The sequence below is a fragment of the Paenibacillus sp. J22FR83 genome (assembly GCF_059691955.1).
Genome location: NZ_JCAUAM010000029.1, coordinates 1 through 18,301 on the forward strand (window position 1 = coordinate 1; position 18,301 = coordinate 18,301).

The following is an 18,301-nucleotide window of genomic DNA, read 5'->3' on the forward strand; positions in this document are numbered from 1 at the left end:
TGCATGTATTAGGCACGCCGCCAGCGTTCGTCCTGAGCCAGGATCAAACTCTCCATAATAGAAAAGCTTAATTGTACTCATTTGAAGCTAGCGAGATTTTGCAATCTCATTTATAGTCGATTACTCGACTGTGCTTACTCACTCGTTGTTCAGTTTTCAAAGATCAATGACTCTTGTCCAACCCGCTCTCTTTCGAAAGCCGGAAGACCAATATACCACACTGAGTTTTTATTTGCAACTCTTAATTTCGAGTTGTTTTTTGTTGTGTTTCTTGTGTTTCTCGTGTTGTCCTCAGCGGCAACTTTTATAAGATACCACAGACCACATATACTTTGCAAGTCCTAATTTCAAAAAAATTAGAGGCACCGAATGGCGCCTCTAAACGAAGGTATTATTCGCCTTGGCGTTCACGCATCAACGGGAATAATAAGACATCACGTATCGATGGCGCATTCGTCAATAGCATAACCAAACGGTCAATTCCTATACCTAATCCACCTGTTGGTGGCATACCATACTCAAGTGCACGGATGAAATCTTCATCCATTTCATGCGCTTCATCATTACCTAGATCTTTCTCGCGCAGCTGCGCCTCAAAACGTTCTCTTTGATCGATTGGATCGTTAAGCTCAGTAAAAGCATTCGCATGCTCACGTGCCACGATAAAGAGCTCAAAGCGATCCGTAAAGCGCGGATCCTCAGGGTTCTTTTTGGCAAGCGGAGAAATCTCTAATGGATGCCCATAGATGAACGTAGGCTGAATCAACGTCTCTTCAACAAACGTCTCGAAGAATTGGTTCACGATGTGACCAAACGTCATGTGCGGTTCAACAGAAACCTTGTGCTCTTTGGCCAGGCCGTGCGCTTGCTCATTCGTCATATGAACGCTAAAGTCTACACCTGTGACCTCTTTAATCGCATCAACCATGGAGACACGTCTCCAACCTACAGCCAAATCCACCTCATGATCACCATAAGGAATCGTCGTTTGACCAAGCACTTCTTGCGCAATATGAGCAACAAGCTCTTCTGTTAACTTCATGATATCTTTGTAGTCTGCATATGCCTCATACAATTCGATCATCGTGAACTCTGGGTTGTGGCGCGTAGAAATACCCTCATTGCGGTATACACGACCGATTTCGTACACTTTCTCCAGTCCGCCAACAATAAGACGCTTCAAATGAAGCTCGATCGCAATACGCATATGAAGCTGCATATCCAATGCGTTGTGATGCGTGTTAAAAGGACGTGCAGAAGCTCCACCTGCGATAGAATGCAGCGTTGGTGTCTCCACTTCCAAATAGCCTAAGGAATCTAAGTAACGGCGCATGGATTGAATGATTTTGGAACGCAGAATAAACGTCTTCTGAACATCCTGATTCATAATCAGATCCACATAACGTTGACGGTAGCGAAGCTCGACATCACTAAGACCATGGAATTTATCCGGCAATGGAAGCAAAGATTTCGTCAGTACCTCAAGAGATTTCACTTTAATAGAGGTTTCGCCTGTTTTCGTTTTGAAAACGACGCCTTCCACCCCTACCATATCGCCTAGATCAAGAATATCAAAAGCTTTATAAATATTCGCTTCTAAGGCATCTTCACGCACATAGATTTGAATTTTCCCCGTGATGTCTTGCAGATGCGCGAAGCTAGCTTTGCCCATACTTCTCTTCTGCATGATACGCCCTGCAATACGAACCTCTACGTTCGCCTCATCCAACTCTTCTTTGCTCATCTCTTGATAAGCCGCAAGAATATCCCCTGCCGCATGCGTTCTTACAAACTTGCCGCCGAATGGATCGACGCCAAGTCCGCGAAGCTCGTCCAATTTGTTGCGTCTAATAACGAGCAATTCATTTAATTCTAGTTCCTGACTCATGGTTTTCATCTCCTACGAATTAGTTTAGATCCGTGAACGGAAAAAACGGAAAAAAGCTTCCTGAGGGAAGCTTTCCAAAAGGCTTGCGGCTGCACGCTACTTTTTAATATCAATAATTTGATACTGAATGACGCCAGCAGGTACTACAACATCAACGTTGGTGCCCTTTTGCTTGCCTAGAATAGCTCTACCCACAGGGCTTTCATTAGAAATCTTATTCTGCAACGGATCGGATTCAGCCGAACCTACAATGTTGTATTCTACCAAGTCACCATATTCCAAGTCTTTCAGCGTAACAATCGATCCCACACTAACTGTGTTAATATCGACATCATCGTTATTAATAATCCGCGCATTGCGCAGCATTTTTTCTAAAGTAATGATTCTTCCTTCAATAAAGGCTTGCTCATTCTTCGCATCTTCGTACTCAGAGTTCTCACTGATATCGCCATAACCGATGGCAACCTTAATTCTTTCCGCAACTTCACGGCGTTTCACGGATTTCAGATGCTCAAGCTCATCCTCTAATTTCCGTAGCCCTTCTGGTGTAAGAATGACCTCTTTTTCAGCCATTGCCAACTGATCTCCCGTCATGTGAAAGATTTTCATATCGTTGAATCGATGCTTCCTGCTAGGAGTTGGGTCTTTATAGAGCTGATTCAAGTAGTATGAATTCACGTTTCATAATAAGTTGCTTACTCGTTAGTCTTTCAATATATGCAGGAACACACATTAATATTGACTGATTATATTGCAACGGTTTCAAAATGTCAATGTCAACCATAGCTGCTTCTTTTTAATGCAGTACAGCTGATTCTTCGGCTGTCCCAGACACGGAATTCGTCGCAAGATGTTCAACATAAGCGTCCAATGTACGAACCATTTCGTCCCGCTTCTCAGTCTCCATAATGATGTCTTTCACACGAGCTGCTCCTGTCATTCCTTTGAGATACCAAGCCATGTGTTTACGCATTTCTTTCACAGCCACATGTTCACCCTTGAGAGCAATCAATCGATCCATATGCAAAATCGCGATGCGGATCTTCTCTTCTGCCGACGGTTCAGCTGGAAGTTCGCCATTCGCTAGGTATTGGACGGTACGATACAACATCCATGGGTTGCCTAAGGCACCACGACCAATCATAACACCATCTACGCCTGTCTCATCTAGCATGCGTTTCGCATCTTCAGGTGTCACAACATCACCGTTGCCGATAACGGGAATGGAAAGAGCCTGCTTAACATCACGGATGATGTTCCAGTCTGCTTTGCCTGTATACAGCTGCTCGCGCGTACGCCCATGAACACTAACGGCGCTGCCGCCGCCCCTTTCGACAGCTTTCGCATTTTCGACAGCATAAATGTGTTCGGAATCCCAACCGATACGCATCTTCACCGTAACAGGTTTACTCACAGCCGCAACGACTGTTGCGATCATGGCTTCAATTTTATCAGGTTGGAGCAACCATCTAGCGCCCGCATCACATTTCGTGATTTTGGGAACCGGACACCCCATGTTGATATCAATGATATCAGCATTTGTATGTTGATCAACAATTTTAGCCGCTTGAACCAATGTCTCTGTGTCACCACCGAAAATTTGGAGACTCAACGGCTTTTCACGATCATCGACATATAACATCTCCAACGAGCGTGCATTGCCATGTACGATTGCTTTATCACTAACCATCTCCGCACAGACTAAGCCTGTACCGAACTCTTTGGCAATTAATCGAAACGCTGGATTACATACGCCCGCCATGGGCGCTAATACGACTTTATTGGGAGCTTCGACATTTCCTATTTTCAGCACCGAAGATTCCACTCCTCTCATTTCACAATTACTGCGACTAACTCCTCGGGTTCTATGCCTAGAACTTGCGAGATATTATGAATCATTTTATTATCTGGCTTGCGGGTTCCACGTTCAATCGCCCCTAGAATGGCGATCGATACACCTAACAAATCGGCTAGTTCACTCTGCGTATAACCTTTTAGCTTACGAAAAGCGCGAATGCGCTGTGCTATTGAGCTTTTTTCCATAGGATGACGCCTTCCTTTCCTTCCAGTTTCTCCAAGTGTGCAGAGATAGATTCAAATAGAGACTCCTGCCGCGCGTAGAGAACCTCAGAGAGGGGCACTAATACAAAAGCCCGCTCATGCATCCGCGGATGCGGAATGATCAAGTCGGGGGTCGTAAGCTGATGTTCACCATACAAGAGTAAATCCAAGTCAATTGTTCGGGGGCCCCAACGTAAATCCCGCGTCCGACCCAAACGGTTCTCGATGGCTAGCAAGGTACTCAGTAACGCTTCAGGCGATAAGTCCGTATGAATTTGAATTACCATATTTAGAAAAGCAGATTGATCCACATAGCCAACAGGCTCGGTTTCATAGATGGAGGACTGCCCCATCACGGTTATCCCCGATTCCTCATTCAGCGCTGTGATTGCATCCTGCAAATAAAGTTCACGCTTATCAATATTGGAGCCTAATGCGACATAAGCAATTGTGCGTTCTCGATCTTCGGCTGTCATTCCAATGCCCGCTTTCGGTTGATCTCTATGGTAACACCGTCAAAAATAACGGCGAAGGGCGGATGCGGCTTAATGACGCGAACCGTCACTTCATTGATACTAGTATAAGTATGCAAGAGCTCGGATGCAATGTTTTCTGCTAATGCCTCGATTAATTTGTATGTACGCCCTTCTACAATCTCCTTAATTAGGAAAAATGCTTCGCCATAATGTACCGTCTCTGTCAAGTCATCGGTCTTACCAGCTTTATCTAAAGGGAGCATCATTTCTACATCTACGTAGAAGCGTTGGCCCAACGTATTTTCTTCAGGGAACACACCATGATTGCCAAAAAATTGCATGCGGGAAAGGATGATTTTATCCATAGGGAAAGCCTCCAGGGTCGAAATAGCGATATATGTTCATCTACATAGAACTTAAAGTTTGCTGCGCAACATGGCATCTGTCATAAGAGCTAGCCTTTTGATAGCTTGAATATCGTGGACTCTAACGATTCCACATCCCTGAGCGATGCCAAGTACGACAGTTGCCGCCGTTCCTTCAAGACGCTCTTCGGGAGGCAGCCCAAGGGTTAATCCGACGACGCTTTTGCGCGATGTTCCTAAAAGAACCGGATATCCTAGATCTACGATCGGACGAAGATTGTTCATGAGAAAGAGATTTTGCTCATAGGATTTGGCGAACCCGATACCGGGATCGAGAATGATATGCTCTGGCTTAACGCCTGCATGAAGCGCCTGGTCTGTATAACGCTGGAGATCTCCAATGACTTCCGGGAGAAATTCGACATATTCCGAGCTTATCCGATTATGGGTAATAATGAAGGGACACTCATATTGCGCCACGACAGTTGCCATGTTCACATCCGCTTGACCACCCCAAACATCATTAATGATGTGGGCCCCTGCTTCTAAAGCTTGTTTGGCTACTTCCGCTTTGTAGGTATCTATGGAAATAGGGATGTTGATTTCACGGCGAATCGCTTCAACGACAGGAATGACGCGTTCTAGTTCCTCATCTACGGTTACAGTCGCAGCACCAGGTCTTGTGGATTCTCCGCCAATATCAATGATGTCTGCACCTTCCGCAACCATTCGATGGGCCTTGCGAACCGCATCTTCGACGTGTTGGTAGCTGCCTCCATCCGAAAAGGAATCCGGCGTTACGTTTAATATGCCCATAATGATCGTTCGATCACCGATGGGCAGTTCGTGTCCTCTGCAGGATAACATATTCATGTAAGGTTCACTTCCTGTTATTTTACTGTGACAATGCATAGCGTCCGATCAAACGTTCCGTCACCGGCCCTCGTGAACCCGTACCTACGGTGTAAGCTTGTCCACTCGGTGTATACAAGGTGGTGACTGGCACGATTTCTTGAATCGAATTAACGAGAAACACTTCATCTGCGTCTACAAGATCCTCCCAACGGTATAGACCGTCCTGGGTAGGCGTTTGAAGCTGTTGTGCGAGACTGAGCACATGCGCTCTTGTGATGCCAGGCAAGATGCCCGTATCGAGCGATGGGGTGTAGAGGGTGCCATTTTTGACGAAAAAGAGATTGCTGACGATCCCTTCCGCTACATAGCCATCTTCCGATAGCATAAGGCCTTCCGCTCCCGTAGCCCATGCGTACTGTCCAAGCTCTCTGCGGGCCAAAATGTTGTTCATATAATGAAAGGACTTAAACCGATACATGCCTTCTGGTGTGTTGCGTGGCAGCTTCAGTAGTTGCAGCGCTTTGCCATGAAGGTAGGTTCGTTCATCCCTCGGAGGTAATGGCTTGATGTAGATGATTTCTGATGGCTTCGTATAGTCGCCAGAAGGAAGACCTAATGCCTCGACACCGGCAGAAACCGTGTAGCGGATATATGCCTCTTCTAGGTGATTGGCTTGGAGCAGTTGTTCAATGAGGCCTGTCAGGCTCTCTAAGTTGGGCTCGTATACGATGCCAAGCTCCTGGCACCCATCCGTTAAACGACGAATATGTTCAGCAAGTAAGAAAGGCTTGCGGTTGTAGGTGCGAAAAGTCTCAAACAAACCGATCCCGTAGAGAAAACCGTGATCGTAAACAGAGACCACGGCTTGTGTTTCTTCGGTTAAGATACCATTGATAGCGATAACCATACGTTCGTTAGACCCCTGACTTCGCCGTGCGGCGAAGGAAGTTACGCAGCATCTGATGGCCATGCTGGGTGATAATCGATTCTGGGTGGAATTGCACCCCTTCGATCGGATACTCTTTATGACGCAAAGCCATGATTTCACCCTCAGCTGTTTGTGCACTGATTTCTAGGCAATCGGGCAATGTTTCTTTTTTGACAATTAAGGAATGATAGCGTGTTGCAATGAAAGGTGACGGAAGCCCTTCGAATAAGGTTTTGCCGTCGTGGAAAATCTCCGAGGTTTTGCCGTGCATCAAGCGCTCTGCACGAATCACATCGCCACCGAAAGCTTGGCCAATGGATTGATGTCCGAGGCAAACGCCGAAAATCGGGATTATTCCTTTAAAATGATCAATCAGTGATAAGCTAATTCCAGCTTCATTCGGCGTGCAAGGACCTGGGGATATTAAAATATGGTCCGGCGCCAACGCCTCGACCCCTGCCAAATCAATTTCGTCATTCCGACGAACGATGACTTCCTCGCCAATCTCTCCTAAATACTGAACAAGGTTGTACGTAAACGAATCATAATTATCAACCACTAAAATCATACTAAGCTCCCCTTTCGTCTCAGCCCATTCGGGCCCTAAGCTCGGCTCATGCTCCGCTCGCTATACTCAATTGCTTTCCACATCGCTTTGGCTTTGTTCAAGGATTCGATGTATTCACGCTCCGGAATGGAATCGATAACGATCCCAGCTCCTGCTTGAATGTGTCCCATCCCGTCAACCGCCACTAACGTGCGTATAATAATATTAAATTCCATATTGCCATTATAGTCAATCCATCCCATTGAACCTGTGTATGGACCACGACGAACTGGCTCTAATTCTTCAATGATTTCCATGCAGCGAATCTTCGGTGCGCCTGTGATGGTACCACCCGGAAAGGTTGCCGCAATGACATCGTAGGCGTCTTTGTCTGGGGCAAGTTCTCCGACGACCTCGGAGACGATGTGCATGACATGGGAGTAGTACTCGATGACCATGAAGTCTTTCACATGGACGGAGCCATATCGCGAGATGCGGCCTAGATCGTTGCGTTCGAGGTCGACCAGCATGACGTGCTCGGCGCGCTCTTTGTCGTTGTCGATGAGCTCGCCAGCTAGGCGCAAATCATCTTGTTCGTCCTTGCCGCGCGGGCGCGTGCCAGCGATCGGACGCGTCCGCAGGACGCCGTCCTCGAGCTGCACGAGCAGCTCCGGCGAGCCGGAGACAAGGGCGAAGCCTGCGAAGCGCAGCAAGCCCATGTAGGGCGAAGGATTTACGAGGCGCAGCGCCTCGTAAATCTCCTCCGGCGTCGTGCGCAGCTGCCGGCTCTGTCTGACCGACAAGTTGACTTGGAACACGTCACCTTGGGCGATATAGGCTTGGATGCGTTCCACCGCAGCCATAAATGCGGCTTTGTCGAAGGCAGGCTGGATGCCTGCGATGCTTTCGACGTCGATGTGCAGCTGCTCATGCGCCATCGCGGGTTGATCGGCACCGCTCAGCGGCGTGCCGGACCAGTTGCCGGCGCGGATCGCGTGCCAGCGAACGAGCATGGCTTCGGCGCGAGCGTGCGCCTGCGCGTAGAGCTCGCTGAGGTCTGCGCCTGGCGTGAAAAGCATGTGCACCGCGATGAAAAGGCTTTTCTCGGTGTGATCCAGCGTCCACACCTGATCATACATCGCGAAGCTGTAATCAGGGATCGGTAGATCATTCCGCGCTTGCTCTGGCAGTTTCTCAATGGTGCGAATCACATCATAGCTCCAATAACCTACGCAGCCGCCGACAAACTTAGGGGCGCCTTGGACTTTCGGGCTACGATAACCGGACATCCATTGCTTAACGATGTCTAATGGCTTTCCCTGAACATGTGATGTCGTGGAAGGCGTGTGACCTGTGATTGCTGCCTCCAAGCCTGTGCCCCGTACAGTCGAGAACGGGTTCAACCCAAAATGCGTATAGCGTCCGCCTTTTCCACTCTCGAGTACGAAGGAATCCGGCGAGGCCTCTTTCCACGCATCTTCCCACGAGGCTATCCGATCGTCGGCTAATCCTAATTTGATTATATACGGCAGCATGTTGTAGCTAGAGGACCATTCCTGCCATTGTTCCACTGTAGTTAAAATCATACTTGTGCTCCTTAGAATCCGTTAATTCGTTGTCCATTAGTATACTCTAACCCTATACAGAAAAAAAGCCCCAGCTGTAATAGCTGAAGGCTTAATCTATTATGCATAGGGCTCGTTCTTATTGCTCTTCGAATTGGTACAAAGGCGTGGAAAGGTAACGCTCACCGTTACTTGGAATTACAGCAACAACACGTTTGCCAGCGCCTAGCTCTTTAGCAACCTTCAATGCTGCAAAAATCGCTGCACCAGAGGAGATACCGCCAAGAATACCTTCTTCTTTGGCAACACGGCGTGAAGTTTCAAACGCATCTTCGTTCTCAACTGTAATAATTTCATCATAGATATTCGTGTCCAAAATACCAGGAACAAATCCTGCGCCGATACCTTGAATTTTATGAGGACCTGGTTTACCACCAGAAAGAACTGGGGAAGCCGAAGGTTCAATAGCGTAAACTTTGATGTTCGGGAAGTTTTCTTTCAAAACGCTGCCCGCACCTGTGATTGTACCGCCAGTACCGATACCGGAGATGAAAGCATCCAGTTTGCCATCATGTGCATTGATTGCTTCCACGATTTCTGGACCTGTTGTTTCACGGTGAACTTTCACGTTCGCTGGGTTATTGAATTGTTGCGGGATGAAGTAGGAAGGATTCTCAGCTTGAAGCTCTTCTGCGCGTTTAATCGCACCCTTCATACCTTCTGCTCCTGGCGTTAGTACAAGCTGTGCACCATAAGCGCGAAGTAAGTTACGACGCTCCAAGGACATTGTTTCTGGCATAACAAGAATTGCCTTGTATCCTTTAGCTGCTGCCACTAAAGCAATCCCAATTCCCGTGTTACCACTCGTTGGTTCTACAATGGTGTCACCTGGCTTCAATTTGCCTTCTTGCTCGGCAACTTCGATCATGGAGATGGCAATACGGTCTTTCACACTAGCTCCTGGATTCTGATACTCTAGTTTAACATAAACCTCTGCACTGCCTTCTGGAACAACACGGTTCAAACGAACTAGTGGTGTATCTCCAATCAAATCCGTAATGCTCTGTACTAATCTTGCCATAATATTTCCCCTCCAGATTAAGTTTGAATGATTTCCGAGTTAATTAGTCGGTATTAATTACATTAATCTTAACAATGCGTTTACGGGTTGTCAACCCATTTCTCACAATCACTTACTGGAGCGTTGGATCTACCACACTTGCCTTCCATTTACCGCGCAGCTGCGTGACAAAATCTTTCAATGGAGGCGCTTGTTGCAACGCAAGCTCCCTACGTACATTCTCCCGAATGAACGCTAGATCCGGGTTCTTCTTGTCCCGTCTACCCTTGAGCAAAACGACCGCAAATCCTCGTGCTACAGGGATAGGCTTACTCACTTCGCCAACCTTCAGCAATTTCGCTGCCTCCAAGATCGGCGCCTCCACGAAAGGATCGTCCCCTTCAATCCAACCCAAATCACCACCCGTGTTATTGGTGGCATCATCAAGGGATCGATCTCTAGCGAGAATCCCGAAACTCTCGCCTTTGGCTAGTTCAGCAATGACTTTCGTTGCTTGATCCTTCGTGGATACAATGATTTGCCCAATGTTGTATTCGATTTCTTGTTCAAACTCATCTGCATGGGTCTTTATGTATGTATCAACCTGAGTGTCTGTGATGTGAATGGCTGCCGTTGCTAACTTCTCAAGTAACAACTTATTCGATACATCCTCGAAAATTTCCTGCTCCGACATGCCCAATTGACTTTGCATGGAATCATAAAACTGCCTTTCGCTTTCATACCCTTGCTGCATCCTTTTCAGCTCACGATTGATTTCCGCACTCTCTACCTTAATCCCCGTCTCATTTCCCTCTAGGCGAATTACTTCACGATCTAGCATTTGACTTAGCTGCTCTGGGCCATAATGGCGTGCGAGCGCTGATTCGAGCTCATCCATGGTAATTTCACGATTTCCAATTTTGGCAATAACTCGTGTATGATTCTTCTCACCCTGCTGTTCTGGCTCCGGTGATTGACTTGGTTCTGAATGGTTGATGGCATGACTGATCAGCAAGGATGCGAGCACGAGAATACATATCGCCATCGCGATGATGACTCCCCACAATCGCTTAACATTGCGCATCCTGTTTCCCTCTTTTACTTCCATATTACTGTTTGCACCTAGGTTCACTAGCTAATCAACAGATTACCAAGCTTGTTGCTCAATCATCCGTTGCAAATCTTCTCCTTCATACCGATACGCTTCATTACAGAAATGACAGACGACTTCCGCAACTCCCTCTTCTTCCAGCATTTCTTGAAGCTCTTGTTTGCCCAACGATATCAGTGAAGATTCCACTTTCTCCCGACTGCATTTGCAGCGGAACATAACATCCATCTCGTCAAGCTTACGGAAAGAAGGGAGCACGGTTTGTAGAATCTCTTCTAAATTCAATCCTTCGCCTAACATGTTCGTGAATGTCGGGATTTGACCTAACATCGCTTCAATCTCATCAATTTCACTACTCGTTAAACCTGGAAGTAATTGAATGACAAATCCCCCAGAGGCAATGATTGAATGGTCTGTATTCACCAAAACGCCAAGCGCAACAGCCGAAGGCGTTTGTTCAGACATCGCAAAATAGTAGGTAAAATCTTCTGCCAACTCACCTGAAATTAAAGGAACGCTTCCTTTATACGGCTCTTTCATTCCTAGATCTTTCGTTATGTATAAAAAACCGTCTGTACCCACAGCAGCAGCAACATCTAATTTGCCATTCTCTTTGAGGGGCGGATCTACAAAAGGATTATCAACATATCCCCGTACTTCACCCTTCGCATTCGCATCAACCACGATTTGCCCGATCGGGCCATCCCCTTTAACTTGAACAATGAGATGTTCTTCTCCCTTAAGCATAGAAGCAATAAGAAGCGCCGCCGCTGCTGTTCTTCCTAAGGCAGCCGTCGCTGTTGGCGTCGTTTGATGCCTCCGACTAATCTCTTCCGTTAGAAGAGTTGTCTGCACGGCGAACGCACGCACACGTCCGTCTAGCGCTGTTCCTCGAATTAAATAATCAGCCATGTCGATGTCCTTCCTTAAGCAGCCTAAACATTTTTTTCATAAATCATTTGCAACCCTTGTAAGGTAAGCAAAGGATTGACGACCTGAATCGTCTTTGACTCGCTGGAAATAAGCTCCGCCAAACCACCCGTCGCGATAACTGTTGGATTTACATTGAACTCTTGAATGACCCGTCCAACGATCCCATCCACCTGACCAACATACCCATAAATAATTCCCGCCTGCATCGCGGCTACGGTATTCCGACCGACAACGCTTTTTGGCTTAACTAGCTCAATACGTGGTAACTTTGCCGCTTTCTGATACAACGCTTCCGTAGAGATCCCAATGCCAGGCGCAATGGCGCATCCCACGAGTTGTCCTGAAGCATCAATGTAATCGTACGTTGTAGCTGTGCCAAAATCGACGATGATACACGGGGCACCATATAGCTCTAACGCCGCTACCGCATTCACGATGCGATCTGCGCCAACTTCCTTTGGATTGTCCACACGGACGTTCAACCCTGTCTTGATCCCTGGGCCTACGATAAACGGCGCTCTCTTCAAGTAGTGTAAGCAAAGGTTTTCCATCGCATTCATCAATGGAGGCACGACAGATGAAATAATGACACCTTCTACTTGGCTAATGGAAATGCCCGAGTGTTGGAACAAGCTGTGCAACTGCATGCCATACTCATCCACGGTAGCCGACCGATTCGTGCTTACCCGCCAATGATGCAAAAGTGTACGTTCTTGGTAGAGGCCGAGCACAATGTTCGTATTCCCGACATCGATAACGAGAATCATAGTGCCGTCTCCTTCCGCTCATTCAAATCTAATGAAATATCGAGCGCTGCTACCGAGTACGTCAGCCGTCCAACAGAAATCACGTCTACACCCGTTTCTGCCATGGCTTTAATCGTTTGCGGGGTGACTGAACCTGACCCTTCTACTACAATATGCGGCGCTTTACTTTTAATTATCGTTACTGCTTCTTTCATTTGAACTGGAGCCATATTGTCCAACATAATGATATCCGCACCCGCTTGGAGCGCTTCATGCAGTTGCTCGAAATTCTCAACTTCCACTTCGATCTTCATCGTGTGGGGAATGTTCTGACGAGCCCCTTGGACCGCTTGGGTAATGCCACCAGAGCCCTTGATATGATTATCCTTGATCATAACCGCATCATAGAGACCGAAACGATGGTTATAACCACCACCAACGCGCACAGCGTATTTCTCAAGCAATCTGTGTCCAGGCGTTGTTTTGCGCGTGTCCACAAGTCTAGTTGGCAAACCATCTAAAGCAACCACAAACTCATGCGTCTTCGTGGCGATCCCCGACAATCGTTGCATCAAATTCAGACTTAACCGCTCGCCTAACAGGATGCTACGTGTATTGCCTTCCACCTCAGCTAGTATGGTCCCTTTCTTAACAGACGATCCTTCGACCACTTTTGTTTCAAAACGCAGAGAAGCATCAACCACAGCAAAAACCTCCTGTGCGATGCGAAGCCCACAAACGATTCCATCTTCTTTGACGTGGATAATCCCTTTGGATACTTGTTCCAAAGGGATTGTTGTCAAGGTCGTGACATCGCCAGTGCCGATATCTTCTTCAAGCCAAAGGCGAATTTGCTTTCGCACTAATTCCATATTTACTTCTAACATACTAGATCCACTCCTCAATCCTATCTTCCCCACGTTGGAAAACGATATGCTTCCTCCATACGGAGTCATCCCGGTCCGGGAAATCCTCTCGATAGTGGCCGCCGCGACTTTCCTCTCGGGCCAATGCTGCTGTCGTTGTTAAAAGGGCTACGTTCAGCAAATTAGCAAACTCATACTCTTCACGTTTGGTCATCAACGAATCAAAAATCGACAGTTGTCTCGCCAATTCTTCGTATCCCTTCTGCAAGCCTTTGGCAGAACGCTTGAGACCCGCATAGCGGAGCATGACTTTCTGAAGCTTCAACTTCTTCTCTACAACGGCTTGATTCGGAATCTCCGTCCGAGATGCTTCGGATGCCGAACGAATCTGAATATCCCCCTGAAGATCAGGCAATTCCTGGATACGTTCAATAATGCGACGTCCGAATACAATAGCTTCCGATAATGAGTTACTTGCTAAGCGGTTAGCACCATGTACACCTGTAGATGAGACTTCCCCGCATGCAAACAGGCGGCGAACTTTGGTTTCACCGTATAGATCCGTTTTGACGCCGCCCATCATATAATGCGCTGCTGGCGCAACCGGGATCCAATCCGTACTCATATCGAGCCCGTAATTCAGACAATATTCATAGATCGTTGGGAAACGATGTTTAATTAATTCTTCTGATTCGTGTGTAATGTCAATGTAAACAAAGGTTGATTTGCAATTCTCCATCTCATCGACAATGGCACGTGCAACAACATCCCTTGGAGCAAGCTCTAATTGCGGATGATAGCGCTCCATGAAGCGCTCTCCTTTGATGTTGCGCAAATAAGCACCTTCTCCTCTTACCGCTTCGGAAATGAGAAACCGCGGTGCGCCTGGATAGCATAGCGCTGTAGGGTGGAATTGGATGAATTCCACATCCTGAATTTGCGCCCCAGCCCGGTGAGCAATCGCAATCCCATCGCCAGTAGCGATGTCGGGATTCGTTGTGTAGCGGAACAGCTGTCCCGCGCCACCGGAGCAAAGAATCGTGGCGTTGCCACGCACAAACACACGTTGTCCGTTTGGTTTCTGCACGAGCGCACCGTAACATTCGCCGTCTTGGGTAATCAGGTCGATCACAAAGTGGTCGTCCCAGATTTCGATATTCGGATCTTGCTTCGTACGCTCCGAAAGAGCTCTGACGATTTCCGCACCTGTCGCATCGCCATTAGAGTGCAAAATTCGGCGTTGGCTATGTGCGCCTTCCTTCGTTAAAGCAAATTCCCCGTTCTCTAGGTCGAATTGGGTTCCCATACGAATCAAATCTTGAACGCCTTCAGGCCCTTCATGTACAAGTACATCAACAGCTTCTGTCGAACAAAGCCCGGCTCCTGCAATCACCGTATCTTGACGATGATATTCCGGTGAGTCTTCGTCTGAAATGACAGCTGCAATCCCGCCTTGCGCATAGCGTGTGTTGCTATCCAGGAGGGATTTCTTCGTAATCATAAGCACTTTCTTCGTCTCGCTGGCACGTAGCGCCGCGAATAATCCAGCAATACCTGCTCCAATAACAATTACATCCGTATGTATATGAGGAATAGAATCTAAATCAACATCTACGAGATATCTAGGAATCATGACAGTTCACCTGTTCTTCACCATTAATACCTCGTAAAGCAACGTCAGTTCGTCCACTATTCGCTTATCGGGTCGAAACTAACCTTGCTTCACGAGGGCACCTATTCAAGACAAGAGAGTAGCGCATGCTACTTAACTTGTAACATGCGCTCCAAGGACAATCTTGCTTTATCTGCTACGTCTTCTGGTACATAAATCTCTGGTTGCATCGTCTCAAGACACTTCACAATTTTTTTCAAATTATTCACTTTCATATTAGGGCATACTAAGTACTTGGTAGCAAAATGAAACTGCTTATTAGGACTGTCTAGACGCAACTGATACCCTGTACCATCTTCTGTCCCTACAATAAACTCCTGGCAGTCGGATTCTTTACAATATTTGATAATCGCCGTCGTGCTGCCAACAAAGTCCCCGAGCTTCACTACTTCCGGACGACATTCGGGATGAACAACGAATTGTGCATTCGGATATTGCGCTCTCATTTCTTCTACATCTTTAACCGTCAACATATCATGCGTGTTGCAATAGCCTTCCCAAATGATCACTTTTTTGCTTGTGAATTTTGATACATAGTCACCCAAATTTTTATCCGGTACCCAGATGATCTCATCTGAATCGACGGAATTGATGACATTGATCGCATTCGCAGAAGTACAACAGATATCGGTTTCGGACTTCACATCCGCCGAGGTATTAATATAAGCAACGACTTTGGCATTCGGATGCTGGCGTTTCAGAGCGCGCAACCCTTCAACATTGACCATATCTGCCATTGGGCAGCCAGCCCGTTCGTCTGGAATAATTACGGTTTTATTCGGCGCAAGAATCTTCGCGCTTTCCCCCATGAAATGAACACCACAGAATACGATGACATCCGCATCGGTTTGTGCCGCCTTCTGAGCAAGCAAAAAGGAATCCCCTCGAAAATCCGCTACCTCTTGAACTTCGTCACGCTGATAATAATGAGCAAGAATAATGGCATTACGTTCTTTCTTCAATTGCAGCAGTCGTTCTTTGAGCTCGCGGTTTTGTTCCGCTTTGCGCTCTAGTGCTAAGGCTTCCATGGTGCTTCCTCCCCTATTTGGGACGTAAGAATCGTCTCAATCGTCTATCTAAAAGTAGTATGATCTAAAAGCAATAAAATTAGAGATTTACAACTAATTTACACATTCTCCTATCGCCTGTCAATGCGCAAATACACCAAAAAAACTCGGAAATCCGCGCACACTGGACGTGTACAACGGATTTCCGAGTTCGCATTGCAACTTACTCTTCTGTTTGGTCTGGCTTAATCTCTTTAACTTCTTTGTCTTTGTCAAATTCCAGCTTGTTGCTTTCGCTAGCTTGACTTTGACCTTGAATCGTAACTTTAACATCTTCCTCATCGGTGCTTGTGTTAAGCTTACCTTTTTCCAAGAGTTCGATGATTTCGTCTTTATCCAACGTTTCTTTCTCCAACAACGTCTTGGCAACGAGATGAATTTGATCCGCATGCTCCGTAAGAATCGTGCGTGCACGTTCATAACACATACGAATTAAGCTTTGCATTTCTTGGTCAATCTCGTAGGCAATCGCATCACTATAGTTCTGCTCATGTCCGATATCGCGGCCCAAGAATACTTGACCTTGGGAACTGCCGAACTGCATCGGTCCAAGCTTATCGCTCATCCCGTATTCCATAATCATGCGACGAACGATTCCTGTTGCTTTCTGGAAGTCGCTGTACGCCCCAGTACCAATTTCTCCGATAAATAATTCTTCGGAAACACGGCCACCCAACAGTCCAGTTACTTTATCCAACAGCTCGTTCTTCGTTTGCATCATGCGATCTTCGCCTTCTTTAGGCAGCATCATCACATATCCGCCAGCGCGGCCACGAGGTACGATTGTAACCTTGTGAACCATGTCCGCATTCTCTGCATGATAACCGATGATCGCATGACCCGCTTCGTGGTACGCTACGATACGTTTCTCAGCTTCGGAAATAATACGGCTTTTCTTCTGTGTACCCACAATAATACGGTCAAAAGCTTCTTCAACTTCAGCCATCGAAATATCTTTACGATTACGACGAGCTGCAATCAAAGCTGCTTCATTCAATAAATTCTCAAGATCAGCACCCGTAAAACCAGTTGTATAGCGTGAAAGCGAATCTAGCTTCACATCTTTCGCAAGCGGTTTGTTACGCGCATGAACTTTCAATACCGCTTCGCGGCCTTTGATATCCGGACGATCTACCGTGATTTGACGGTCGAAACGGCCTGGACGCAATAAAGCAGGGTCAAGAATGTCAGGGCGGTTCGTTGCTGCTACGATGATAATGCCTTCGTTCGCGCCAAATCCGTCCATTTCAACAAGCAATTGGTTGAGTGTTTGCTCACGCTCATCATGTCCGCCGCCTAAACCAGCGCCACGTTGACGACCAACCGCATCGATTTCATCGATAAAGATAATACAAGGTGAATTCTTCTTCGCATTCTCGAACAAGTCACGAACACGGGATGCACCGACACCGACGAACATTTCAACGAAATCAGAACCTGAGATCGAGAAGAACGGAACGCCTGCTTCGCCAGCAACAGCACGAGCAAGTAATGTTTTACCTGTTCCTGGAGGGCCATTCAATAGAACACCCTTAGGAATTCTAGCGCCAACTGCTGCGAATTTGCGAGGATCCTTGAGGAACTCAACAACTTCGATCAATTCTTGCTTCTCTTCATCCGCACCTGCCACATCTTCAAATGTGACACGTTTCTTCTCCTCGTTATATAGGCGCGCACGGCTCTTGCCGAAGTTCATCACTTTACCGCCGCCGCCTTGCGCTTGATTCAATAAGAAGAAGAACAAAATGAAGATAATGACGAATGGAATAATGGACGTAAGAAAGCTAATCCAAACGCTATCGCGTTCCATCGGCCCGTACTCTTCCGAAGGTACGCCGTTCGCTTCAATCATTTGTACAACTAACGGCTCATAAGGAGCATGTGTTTCGAAGCTCTTCTTATCCGCGCCATTAGGCGGGTTAATATACTTACCCTTAATCGAATAGGTATACCCATCGAACTTCAACACGACGGACTCTACATTTTTGTTAACAACCGCTTGTCGGAATTTATCGTAAGTGATTAACTCCTTCTGTTCATTCTGCGTACTGATGAAATGAACGATCCCCACGGTAACCAAAAATATAAGCAAATAAAAGCCGGTATTCCGGATAATTCGATTCATAACGAGCCTCCTCTCAAACGGCACACAATTATTATT

Annotated in this window: 18 protein-coding genes and 1 rRNA gene; all 19 read right to left on the bottom strand. The window is 46.8% G+C overall.

Annotated features, from left to right (window positions below; all coding sequences use genetic code 11):
* Window positions 1–59, bottom strand: a 16S ribosomal RNA gene (locus AC58PV_RS32660); the annotation flags it as partial.
* Window positions 60–391: 332 nt separating this feature from the next.
* Window positions 392–1,888, bottom strand: a complete 1,497-nt coding sequence (lysS, locus tag AC58PV_RS32665) for a lysine--tRNA ligase (RefSeq protein WP_057313278.1) — start codon at window positions 1,886–1,888, stop codon at window positions 392–394.
* A gap of 96 nt (window positions 1,889–1,984) precedes the next feature.
* Window positions 1,985–2,461, bottom strand: a complete 477-nt coding sequence (gene greA / locus AC58PV_RS32670; RefSeq protein WP_497437169.1) for a transcription elongation factor GreA — start codon at window positions 2,459–2,461, stop codon at window positions 1,985–1,987.
* A gap of 223 nt (window positions 2,462–2,684) precedes the next feature.
* On the bottom strand, window positions 2,685–3,701 hold the full coding sequence (gene dusB / locus AC58PV_RS32675; RefSeq protein WP_497437171.1) for a tRNA dihydrouridine synthase DusB: 1,017 nt from the start codon (window positions 3,699–3,701) through the stop codon (window positions 2,685–2,687).
* Window positions 3,702–3,718: 17 nt separating this feature from the next.
* Window positions 3,719–3,931 carry a helix-turn-helix domain-containing protein gene (locus AC58PV_RS32680; RefSeq protein WP_497437173.1) on the bottom strand — a complete coding sequence of 71 codons (213 nt, stop codon included), beginning with the start codon at window positions 3,929–3,931 and terminating at the stop codon, window positions 3,719–3,721.
* Entirely contained in the window at window positions 3,913–4,425 is a 513-nt protein-coding gene (folK, locus tag AC58PV_RS32685; protein ID WP_497437174.1) for a 2-amino-4-hydroxy-6-hydroxymethyldihydropteridine diphosphokinase, read from the bottom strand. Before folK ends, AC58PV_RS32680 begins: the two co-directional genes overlap by 19 nt.
* Window positions 4,422–4,790: a dihydroneopterin aldolase gene (gene folB, locus AC58PV_RS32690; protein WP_497437175.1), complete on the bottom strand. Its 369-nt coding sequence runs from the start codon at window positions 4,788–4,790 to the stop codon at window positions 4,422–4,424. Before folB ends, folK begins: the two co-directional genes overlap by 4 nt.
* Before the next feature lie 51 nt (window positions 4,791–4,841).
* The gene (gene folP, locus AC58PV_RS32695; RefSeq protein WP_497437176.1) at window positions 4,842–5,663 is read right to left on the bottom strand and encodes a dihydropteroate synthase; all 822 of its coding nucleotides are present in this window, start codon (window positions 5,661–5,663) and stop codon (window positions 4,842–4,844) included.
* A 22-nt stretch (window positions 5,664–5,685) separates the two neighbouring features.
* Window positions 5,686–6,552, bottom strand: coding sequence for an aminodeoxychorismate lyase (gene pabC, locus AC58PV_RS32700; RefSeq protein WP_497437178.1), 867 nt, complete (start codon window positions 6,550–6,552; stop codon window positions 5,686–5,688).
* A gap of 7 nt (window positions 6,553–6,559) precedes the next feature.
* Entirely contained in the window at window positions 6,560–7,141 is a 582-nt protein-coding gene (gene pabA / locus AC58PV_RS32705) for an aminodeoxychorismate/anthranilate synthase component II (RefSeq protein ID WP_497437179.1), read from the bottom strand.
* A 35-nt stretch (window positions 7,142–7,176) separates the two neighbouring features.
* Entirely contained in the window at window positions 7,177–8,706 is a 1,530-nt protein-coding gene (locus tag AC58PV_RS32710; protein ID WP_497437180.1) for an anthranilate synthase component I family protein, read from the bottom strand.
* Between the two features lie 118 nt (window positions 8,707–8,824).
* Window positions 8,825–9,766, bottom strand: a complete 942-nt coding sequence (gene cysK, locus AC58PV_RS32715; RefSeq protein WP_497437181.1) for a cysteine synthase A — start codon at window positions 9,764–9,766, stop codon at window positions 8,825–8,827.
* A gap of 112 nt (window positions 9,767–9,878) precedes the next feature.
* Entirely contained in the window at window positions 9,879–10,829 is a 951-nt protein-coding gene (locus AC58PV_RS32720) for a peptidyl-prolyl cis-trans isomerase (RefSeq protein ID WP_497437182.1), read from the bottom strand.
* 63 nt (window positions 10,830–10,892) lie between these two features.
* Complete coding sequence (gene hslO, locus AC58PV_RS32725) at window positions 10,893–11,768, bottom strand: Hsp33 family molecular chaperone HslO (RefSeq protein ID WP_497437183.1); 876 nt, start codon at window positions 11,766–11,768, stop codon at window positions 10,893–10,895.
* A 23-nt stretch (window positions 11,769–11,791) separates the two neighbouring features.
* Window positions 11,792–12,556 (bottom strand): type III pantothenate kinase, encoded by a 765-nt coding sequence (locus AC58PV_RS32730; RefSeq protein WP_497437185.1) that lies wholly within the window; start codon window positions 12,554–12,556, stop codon window positions 11,792–11,794.
* Window positions 12,553–13,422 carry a carboxylating nicotinate-nucleotide diphosphorylase gene (gene nadC / locus AC58PV_RS32735; protein ID WP_497437186.1) on the bottom strand — a complete coding sequence of 290 codons (870 nt, stop codon included), beginning with the start codon at window positions 13,420–13,422 and terminating at the stop codon, window positions 12,553–12,555. The genes AC58PV_RS32730 and nadC overlap by 4 nt, the downstream gene beginning before the upstream one ends.
* A gap of 1 nt (window position 13,423) precedes the next feature.
* Entirely contained in the window at window positions 13,424–15,034 is a 1,611-nt protein-coding gene (gene nadB, locus AC58PV_RS32740; protein WP_497437187.1) for an L-aspartate oxidase, read from the bottom strand.
* A gap of 128 nt (window positions 15,035–15,162) precedes the next feature.
* Window positions 15,163–16,101 (bottom strand): quinolinate synthase NadA, encoded by a 939-nt coding sequence (gene nadA / locus AC58PV_RS32745; RefSeq protein ID WP_028557389.1) that lies wholly within the window; start codon window positions 16,099–16,101, stop codon window positions 15,163–15,165.
* 202 nt (window positions 16,102–16,303) lie between these two features.
* The gene (ftsH, locus tag AC58PV_RS32750) at window positions 16,304–18,265 is read right to left on the bottom strand and encodes an ATP-dependent zinc metalloprotease FtsH (protein WP_497437188.1); all 1,962 of its coding nucleotides are present in this window, start codon (window positions 18,263–18,265) and stop codon (window positions 16,304–16,306) included.
* Window positions 18,266–18,301 lie beyond the last annotated feature (36 nt).

Coding starts and splice junctions, on each gene's coding strand:
- lysS (WP_057313278.1), bottom strand. CDS start 1,888: ATGAGTCAGGAACTAGAATTAAATGAATTGCTCGTTATTAGACGCAAC.
- greA (WP_497437169.1), bottom strand. CDS start 2,461: ATGGCTGAAAAAGAGGTCATTCTTACACCAGAAGGGCTACGGAAATTA.
- AC58PV_RS32680 (WP_497437173.1), bottom strand. CDS start 3,931: ATGGAAAAAAGCTCAATAGCACAGCGCATTCGCGCTTTTCGTAAGCTA.
- folK (WP_497437174.1), bottom strand. CDS start 4,425: ATGACAGCCGAAGATCGAGAACGCACAATTGCTTATGTCGCATTAGGC.
- folB (WP_497437175.1), bottom strand. CDS start 4,790: ATGGATAAAATCATCCTTTCCCGCATGCAATTTTTTGGCAATCATGGT.
- folP (WP_497437176.1), bottom strand. CDS start 5,663: ATGAATATGTTATCCTGCAGAGGACACGAACTGCCCATCGGTGATCGA.
- pabC (WP_497437178.1), bottom strand. CDS start 6,552: ATGGTTATCGCTATCAATGGTATCTTAACCGAAGAAACACAAGCCGTG.
- pabA (WP_497437179.1), bottom strand. CDS start 7,141: ATGATTTTAGTGGTTGATAATTATGATTCGTTTACGTACAACCTTGTT.
- AC58PV_RS32710 (WP_497437180.1), bottom strand. CDS start 8,706: ATGATTTTAACTACAGTGGAACAATGGCAGGAATGGTCCTCTAGCTAC.
- cysK (WP_497437181.1), bottom strand. CDS start 9,766: ATGGCAAGATTAGTACAGAGCATTACGGATTTGATTGGAGATACACCA.
- AC58PV_RS32720 (WP_497437182.1), bottom strand. CDS start 10,829: ATGCGCAATGTTAAGCGATTGTGGGGAGTCATCATCGCGATGGCGATA.
- hslO (WP_497437183.1), bottom strand. CDS start 11,768: ATGGCTGATTATTTAATTCGAGGAACAGCGCTAGACGGACGTGTGCGT.
- AC58PV_RS32730 (WP_497437185.1), bottom strand. CDS start 12,556: ATGATTCTCGTTATCGATGTCGGGAATACGAACATTGTGCTCGGCCTC.
- nadC (WP_497437186.1), bottom strand. CDS start 13,422: ATGTTAGAAGTAAATATGGAATTAGTGCGAAAGCAAATTCGCCTTTGG.
- nadB (WP_497437187.1), bottom strand. CDS start 15,034: ATGATTCCTAGATATCTCGTAGATGTTGATTTAGATTCTATTCCTCAT.
- nadA (WP_028557389.1), bottom strand. CDS start 16,101: ATGGAAGCCTTAGCACTAGAGCGCAAAGCGGAACAAAACCGCGAGCTC.
- ftsH (WP_497437188.1), bottom strand. CDS start 18,265: ATGAATCGAATTATCCGGAATACCGGCTTTTATTTGCTTATATTTTTG.